Source organism: Dickeya sp. MK7 (assembly GCF_000406305.1).
Lineage (GTDB): Bacteria > Pseudomonadota > Gammaproteobacteria > Enterobacterales > Enterobacteriaceae > Dickeya > Dickeya fangzhongdai.
Genome location: NZ_CM001984.1, coordinates 4,769,368 through 4,775,702 on the forward strand (window position 1 = coordinate 4,769,368; position 6,335 = coordinate 4,775,702).

5 protein-coding genes are annotated in these 6,335 nt (G+C 62.9%); all 5 read left to right on the forward strand.

Annotated elements, in window-relative coordinates; all coding sequences use genetic code 11:
• Positions 1-23 precede the first annotated feature (23 nt).
• Positions 24-803, forward strand: coding sequence for an ABC transporter ATP-binding protein (locus tag DXXMK7_RS20725; RefSeq protein ID WP_038920642.1), 780 nt, complete (start codon positions 24-26; stop codon positions 801-803).
• A gap of 16 nt (positions 804-819) precedes the next feature.
• On the forward strand, positions 820-1,539 hold the full coding sequence (locus DXXMK7_RS20730; protein WP_038920643.1) for an urea amidolyase associated protein UAAP1: 720 nt from the start codon (positions 820-822) through the stop codon (positions 1,537-1,539).
• A gap of 2 nt (positions 1,540-1,541) precedes the next feature.
• On the forward strand, positions 1,542-2,177 hold the full coding sequence (locus DXXMK7_RS20735) for an urea amidolyase associated protein UAAP2 (protein ID WP_038920644.1): 636 nt from the start codon (positions 1,542-1,544) through the stop codon (positions 2,175-2,177).
• Between the two features lie 101 nt (positions 2,178-2,278).
• On the forward strand, positions 2,279-5,872 hold the full coding sequence (uca, locus tag DXXMK7_RS20740) for an urea carboxylase (protein ID WP_038920645.1): 3,594 nt from the start codon (positions 2,279-2,281) through the stop codon (positions 5,870-5,872).
• Positions 5,873-5,982: 110 nt separating this feature from the next.
• On the forward strand, positions 5,983-6,300 hold the full coding sequence (locus tag DXXMK7_RS20745) for a hypothetical protein (protein WP_049842700.1): 318 nt from the start codon (positions 5,983-5,985) through the stop codon (positions 6,298-6,300).
• The last annotated feature ends 35 nt before the right edge of the window (positions 6,301-6,335 follow it).

Consider the following 6,335-nt stretch of genomic DNA (forward strand, 5'->3'; position numbering starts at 1 on the left):
TCAACCGGAATGCAGGAGAACCTATGTCGTTGTTAAAACTTAAAAACATCAGGAAAGAGTACGACGGTCAGGTGGTGCTGGAACGGCTCAACGTCTCGGTCGAGGAAGGCGAATTCGTCTCCATCGTCGGTGCGTCCGGTTGCGGCAAGACCACGTTTCTCAAGATGCTGCTCGGCACTGAAGGCCCCAGCAGCGGCCAGTTGCTGCTCGACGGCGCGCCCATGCCGCAGGAGCCGGACGAACACCGCGGCGTGGTGTTCCAGCGCTACTCGGTTTTCCCTCACCTTAGTGTGGCGGAGAACGTCATGCTCGGTGCGGAATTCGCCGAAGCCCGCTGGCTGGGCCGGGTATGGGGCCGGCGGCGTCGCGCCCTGCACGCCGGCGCAATGGAGATGTTGCGTCAGGTAGGTCTGGAACAATCCGCTCACAAGTATCCGCATCAGCTGTCCGGCGGCATGCAGCAGCGGCTGGCGCTGGCGCAGGCGTTGATCAAACGCCCGCGCATTCTGCTGCTGGATGAGCCGTTCGGCGCGCTGGACCCCGGCATCCGCGCCGAGATGCACCAGTTGATCAGCCAGTTGTGGCGGGAAAATTGCCTGACCATTTTCATGATCACCCATGACCTTAAAGAAGGTTTTTCACTCGGGTCGCGCCTGTGGGTGTTCGACAAGCTGCGCCAGGACCCGCAAGCGCCAGACGCTTTTGGCGCCAGCATCACCTACGACCTTCCGCTGGAGCGCTCGCCTGCCGGCGTGCGAGCTTCGGTGGGAGAACTGATTGACGGGCGGCGGCATGTCGCCTGATGGGAGGAGTCACACAATGAACGATCATTATCAGACCGAACTGCCCGCCGGGTCGCACTGGTCGCTGGTCATGCGCCGCGGTACCGCGCTGTGCCTGACCGACGTCGAAGGCGGCGCCAACGTGGGCATGCTGTTCTACAACCCGGAAAATCCGCTGGAGCGTTACAACGCGCCGGACACGCTCAAATGCCAGCATACGTTTCGCCTGACCGCCGGCCACTGCCTGTACTCGGATATGGGCCGTATTTTCTGCGGCATCGAAGCCGACAGTTTCGGCTGGCATGAAACCGTGTGCGGTAGCGCCAACGCGCAGCAGGTGGCGCGTCAGTTCGGCGAACTGAACTACCAGCAGGCCCGTAACAGCCGCCATCAGAACGGCTACGACAGCTTTCTGGTGGAACTGGCGAAATACGGTCTTGGCAAGCGCGACATGGCCGCCTGCGTTAACTTTTTCGCCCGCGTGAGCAGCGACGACGACGGCAACCTGACGCTGGAACAGCAGGGACAGCCCGGCGCCAGCGTCACTCTGCGTTTCGCCATGGATACGCTGGTTATCCTGCATACCTGCCCGCATCCGCTCAGCGCCGCCGCTGACTACCCGCGACATCCGATCCTGCTGACGCTGGACCACCAGCGTGCGCCGTTGCCGGACATCTGTCTGGCACGACCGGAGAACCGGCGCGGACTGCGCAACAACACGCTTTACTATCTGGCCGAACAACCCCAAGGAGTCTGATCATGATCCAGACCAGCCAACGCGACCCCGCCACGGCGGTTTATCGCGCCACCCTTCCCGCCGGCGACTACTGGCTGCACCGCATTGAAGCCGGTCAGACGCTGCGTATTACCGATCTCGAAGGCAATCAGGCCGCCGATACCCTGTTCTACAACGCCGACGACACCGCCGAGCGCTACAGCGTGACCGATACCCTGCGCGGTCAGCGCAACGTCTTTCTCACCACCGGCAGCATACTGCGTTCCAACGAAGACCGTCCGATGCTGGAAATCGTGGCGGACACCTGCGGCCGCCACGACACCCTCGGCGGCGCCTGCGCCACCGAGAGCAACACGGTGCGCTACGATCTGGAAAAACGCCACATGCACGCCTGCCGCGACAGCTGGATGCTGGCGGTGGCGCAACACCCGGAATACCACCTGACCAAACGCGACATCACCCACAACATCAATTTTTTCATGAACGTGCCGGTGACGCGGGAAGGCGGATTGACCTTCGCCGACGGCATCTCCGCACCGGGGAAATACGTGGAAATGGTGGCGAAAATAAACGTATTGGTGCTGATCTCCAATTGTCCGCAGTTGAACAACCCCTGTAACGGCTATAACCCCACCCCGATCGATATCGCCGTCTGGTAAACGCGGCGGCAACGACACGCATCGGGAACAGCGACGCGCGGGACGACCCGCAACACGCGTCCGAGACTTCGCAGGACGACCTGCCCGTAAGAGACTCAGTCATGTTTGAGCGAGTACTGATTGCCAACCGTGGCGCTATTGCGGTGCGTATCATCCGCACCCTGAAAACAATGGGCGTGAAGGCCATCGTCGTTTACGCCGAAGCGGATCGTCATTCGCTGCACGTACGTCAGGCGGACGAAGCCTGGTCGCTGGGCGACGGCCCGGTGCGCGATACCTACCTGAATCAGGACAAATTACTGCACATCGCAGCGAAAAGCGGCGCACAGGCGATTCACCCCGGCTACGGCTTCCTGAGCGAGAACGCCGGTTTCGTCACCCGCTGCGAGCAGGCGGGCCTGGTATTTCTCGGCCCGACCGTGGCGCAGATGACCGCTTTCGGCCTCAAGCATCAGGCGCGCGCGCTGGCGCAGCAGAATGACGTACCGCTGCTGCCCGGCAGCGGCCTGCTCACCTCGCTGGACAGCGCCTGCGAACAGGCGCGCCGCATTGGTTATCCGGTGATGTTAAAGAGCACCGCGGGCGGCGGCGGCATCGGCATGCAGCGCTGCAATGACCAGGACCAGTTGGTCGATGCCTTTACCCGCGTGAAACGACTGGCGGGCAACAATTTCGCCGACGACGGCGTATTTCTGGAAAAATTCATCGCCCAGGCCCGCCACATCGAAGTGCAGGTATTCGGCGACGGTCAGGGCAACGTCATCGCCCTTGGCGAGCGCGACTGCTCCGCCCAGCGCCGCAACCAGAAAGTGATTGAGGAGACCCCGGCCCCCAACCTTGGCGACGACGTACGCGCCGAACTACAGGCCACCGCCATCCGGCTGTGTCAGGCGGTGAACTACCGCAGCGCAGGCACGGTAGAGTATGTGTACGACGAAAGCAGCAAGCAGTTCTGGTTCCTGGAGGTCAACACTCGCCTGCAGGTAGAACACGGCGTGACCGAGATGGTGTACGGCGTCGACATCGTGCAATGGATGGTGACGCTGGGCGCCGGTTGCCTGCCGCCGCTCCATACACTTGCCGCCACGCCGCGCGGCCACGCCATTCAGGTACGGCTGTACGCCGAAGACCCGGCCAAACAGTTCCAGCCTTGCGCCGGGTTGCTGAGCAACGTCAGTTTCCCGGACTCGCTGCCCGGCCTCACCCTGCGTATCGACCACTGGCTGGACAGCGGCAGCGAGGTGTCGCCGTTTTATGACCCGATGCTGGCGAAAGTCCTCGTTCACGGCGCCAGCCGGGACGCCGCGCTCGACGGTATGACGCAGGCGCTGAGCGCCACGTCGCTGTACGGCATCGAAACCAATCTCGACTGGCTGCGCCACCTGCTGACCCTGCCCGCCGTCAGGCGCGGAGAAATCATCACCGCGACGCTGGGCGGCGTCGTCTGGCAGCCCGCTACGCTGGATGTCCTCGGCGGCGGCACGCTTACCACCGTGCAGGATGCGCCCGGCCGTACCGGTTACTGGCATGTCGGCGTCCCGCCCTCCGGACCGTTCGACACTCGCTCCTTCCGACTCGGCAATCAGTTGCTGGGCAACGCGCCGGACGCCACCGGGCTGGAGCTCACCCTGCGCGGCCCAACGCTGCGCTTCAACCGCGACTGCGCTTTCGTCATCACCGGCGCCGCCATCGACGCCCGGCTGGATGATGCTCCGCTCGCCGGCTGGCGGACTCATCACGCCCGCGCCGGGCAAACGCTGACGCTTGGCGATATTCAGGGCGCGGGCTGCCGCAGCTACCTGTTGCTGGCCGGCGGTCTGGCCTGCCCGACGTATCTGGGCAGCCGCAGCACCTTCACGCTCGGCAAATTCGGCGGTCATGCCGGGCGTGCATTGCGCGCCGGCGACGTACTGCATCTGGCCGCGCCTCAGTCGCCCGCCATCGATGTCGCCCTGCCTGCGCCCGACTGGCACTCTCACTGGCAATTGCGGGTGGTGTACGGGCCGCACGGCGCGCCGGACTACTTTACCCCAGAGGACATCGGGGCCTTTTTCGCCGCCGACTGGCAGGTGCATTACAACTCCAGCCGTACCGGCATCCGGCTGATTGGCCCTAAACCTCAGTGGGCGCGAACCGACGGCGGCGAAGCCGGCATGCACCCGTCCAATATCCACGACAACGCCTACGCCTTCGGCACGGTGGATTTTACCGGCGATATGCCGGTCATCCTGGGGCCGGACGGCCCATCGCTGGGCGGGTTCGTCTGCCCGGCCACGGTGATCCACGCCGATTTATGGAAACTCGGCCAGTTAAAAGCCGGCGACAGCATTCGTTTCATGCCGGTGAGTCTGGAGCAGGCGGACGAACTGGCGCGCGAAGCGGAATCCGCCATCGCCGCCGGTCGCCCGGTGGCAGAACCCACCCTCGCCGCCTGTTGCCCCTCGCCCGTGCTGTATCACCGATCGGCGCAAGGCGATCGACCATCGGTGAACTGTCTGGCGGCAGGTGACCGTTTCCTGCTGCTGGAGTATGGCGAGCACCGGCTGGATATCGCCCTGCGTTTTCGCGTGCACGCGCTGATGCAGTGGCTGGAACAGCATCCGTTGCCGGGCATACAGGAGCTGACGCCGGGTATCCGCTCGCTGCAAATCCATTTCGATAGCCTGCAATGCCCGCGCAGCGCGCTGCTGGCGCATCTGCAGCAAGCAGACGACGCGCTCGGCGACCTGCAGCATGCCGCCGTTCCTTCCCGCACCGTGTGGCTGCCGCTCAGCTGGGACGACGACGCCTGCCGCGAGGCCATCACCCGCTATACCCAGTCGGTCAGACCCGGCGCCCCCTGGTGCCCCAGCAACATCGAATTCATCCGTCGCATCAACGGGCTGGAATCGGTGGATCAGGTCAAAGACATCGTCTTCAGCGCCCGTTATCTGGTGATGGGGCTGGGAGACGTCTACCTCGGCGCGCCGGTCGCCACCCCGCTCGACCCGCGTCACCGGCTGGTGACCACCAAATACAACCCGGCCCGCACCTGGACGGCGGAAAACTCGGTCGGCATCGGCGGCGCCTATCTGTGTGTATACGGTATGGAAGGCCCCGGCGGCTATCAGTTCATCGGCCGCACGTTGCAGATGTGGAATCGTGATCGACAAACAGACGTTTTCCGTCAACCCTGGTTGCTGCGGTTCTTCGATCAGATTCGCTTTTATCCGGTTACCGCGCAGGAGCTGCTGGCGATCCGCGAGCGCTTCCCGTGGGGAGATTATCCGTTGCGTACCGAAGAAGGGGAGTTTCATCTCGCCGACTATCAGCGGAATCTGATGGAGCAGCAATCGGCGATCGACGCTTTCCAGCAGCAACGCCAGCGAGCCTTTGACGAGGAACTGGCGCGCTGGCGCGCCGACGGTCAGTTCACTTTCGACAGCAGCTTGCAGGAGACTACCGCTGATGACGATACCGTTCCGGCCCACGGCTACGGCGTGGAAAGCCAGGTGGCGGGCAGCGTCTGGCAGTGGCTGGTTGCTCCCGGCGATACCGTCAGCGCCGGTCAACTGGTGGGGATTCTGGAGTCGATGAAAATGGAAATCCCCATCACCGCGCCGGTCGCGGGCATTATTCACACACTGCACCGTCAACCCGGCCATCAGGTGCAGGCGGGACAGTTGCTGATGGTGATCGAACCCGCTGACGCCTGATATTGTTATTCTGCCGTCTTATCCGGCTGACATGCGTCAGCCGGTTGTTTTTATGTGAAATGACGGTAACGATACCGGTACCGGATTCAGGCAGATAACGGCATAAAAATATGAAAGTCAGAGCAATTTTGTGGTGGATACTGGTTATCGTCACCCCAACGGCATGGGCCGATTACCGTGCGTGCAATATCATCAACGGACAAATCGCCGCCTGCAGCTCGTGGTTTCAGGGCTCGGCCCCGGTTTTGCAACACGGCGAGTATCGGGAATGCACTATCGCCAACGGCAGAGTGACATTTTGCGGCAAATGGTATCAGGGGAGCGCAGCCGTGCTGAAAGAGGGGGCTTACCGCGAATGCAGCATCGCCAACGGCAGGGTGACGTTTTGCGGGAAGTGGTATCAGGGAAAAGCAGTGGTGGATAATTAGTGGGTTACGGCTGACTGCTGTGGGCGTGTAAGCGC

What these genes read in the sequence shown, in the direction of transcription:
- DXXMK7_RS20725 (WP_038920642.1), top strand. Translation starts at nt 24, where the DNA reads ATGTCGTTGTTAAAACTTAAAAACATCAGGAAAGAGTACGACGGTCAG.
- DXXMK7_RS20730 (WP_038920643.1), top strand. Translation starts at nt 820, where the DNA reads ATGAACGATCATTATCAGACCGAACTGCCCGCCGGGTCGCACTGGTCG.
- DXXMK7_RS20735 (WP_038920644.1), top strand. Translation starts at nt 1,542, where the DNA reads ATGATCCAGACCAGCCAACGCGACCCCGCCACGGCGGTTTATCGCGCC.
- uca (WP_038920645.1), top strand. Translation starts at nt 2,279, where the DNA reads ATGTTTGAGCGAGTACTGATTGCCAACCGTGGCGCTATTGCGGTGCGT.
- DXXMK7_RS20745 (WP_049842700.1), top strand. Translation starts at nt 5,983, where the DNA reads ATGAAAGTCAGAGCAATTTTGTGGTGGATACTGGTTATCGTCACCCCA.